Below are 1348 nucleotides of genomic sequence, written 5' to 3'. Positions count from 1 at the left end.
ACCACACCCATTTCCACACGCGGCAGCCTGTTCCAGCTGGATTGGCCCGCCCTGCCCACCTTCCCGCAAGCCGAGTGCCCAGACTCCTGGGCGTTGGTCGGCGACTACAAACACCTGCCGGACGGCCTGCATCATCTGCCGACCTATCCCGATCTGACCCACCCCGACCTCGCCGACACCGACCTGGTCCTGTGGGCCTTACCCACCAACGTCACCGGCGACCCCCTGCATCAGCTACACGCGCTCACCCAACACACCCTGACCCAACTCCAGCACTGGCTGGCCCGACCCGACACCCTCAACACCCAGCTGGCCGTCCTGACCCGCCAGGCTGTGGCGACCGGTGCCGATGACCGCGCGCCCGACCTCGCCCACGCCGCGACCTGGGCGCTGCTCCATACCACCCAAAACGAACACCCGAACCGCATCACCCTGATCGACACCACCCACGACACCAACGGCCTGATCAACATTCTGGCCACGCTCAACCGCACCCTGACAGAGCCTCAACTGGCCCTACGCCACGGCAGCGCCCACACCCCCAGGCTCAGCCCGACGACCGGCACCCCACAGAGAAGCCCCGCCGATTGGGATCGCCGGGGCACGGTGCTGATCACGGGTGGTACCGGGATCCTGGGGGGGCTTTTCGCCGAACACCTCATTACCCGCTACGGCATGGAGCATCTGCTGCTGATCTCTCGCCGCGGTCTGGATGCTCCCGGCGCCGCCGAGCTGCGGCAGCGGTTACCCCAGCTGGGTGCTGAGGTCACCATCACCGCCTGCGACACCAGCAACCGCATTGAGCTGGCCACTGTGTTGGACGCCATTCCCGACCAGCACCGGCTGACCGCGGTCATCCACGCCGCCGGAGTCCTTGCCGATACCGTCGTCACCGAACTCACCGATTCTCAGTTGCACACCGTGCTGGCCGCTAAAGCCGACGCCGCCTGGCACCTGCACCAACTGACCGCCGACCGCGACCTGGCCGCTTTCGTGCTGTTCTCTTCTGCCGCAGGCACCCTGGGCAACCCCGGCCAAGCCAATTACGCCGCCGCCAACGCCTTCCTGGACGCCCTGGCCCACCACCGACCCGGCGCCACCAGCCTGGCCTGGGGCTACTGGCAAAACCCCTCAGGCATGACCGCCCAGCTTGGCGCCGTCGACCGCGCCCGCGTCACCCGGTCCAGCCTGACCCCGATCAGCAATGACCACGGCCTGGCTCTATTCGACACCGCGATTACCCACCACCAACCCAACCTGGTCCCCGCGTCGATCAACACCGCCGCACTCAGCCGCCTGGCCCGCGCCAACACTCTGCCCCCGATCCTGGACGCACTGACCACCACCC

General features: G+C 67.7%; 1 protein-coding gene. It reads left to right on the top strand.

Annotation, left to right across the window (positions count from 1 at the left end; all coding sequences use genetic code 11):
- Nucleotides 1-1348 (top strand): beta-ketoacyl reductase (locus MSIMFI_RS27470; RefSeq protein ID WP_191500065.1); only part of this gene is annotated, 1348 nt, incomplete at both ends.

Origin of the sequence: Mycobacterium simulans, assembly GCF_900232995.1 — a bacterium.
Lineage (GTDB): Bacteria > Actinomycetota > Actinomycetes > Mycobacteriales > Mycobacteriaceae > Mycobacterium > Mycobacterium simulans.
This window is presented reverse-complemented; position numbering and strand designations above follow the sequence as displayed.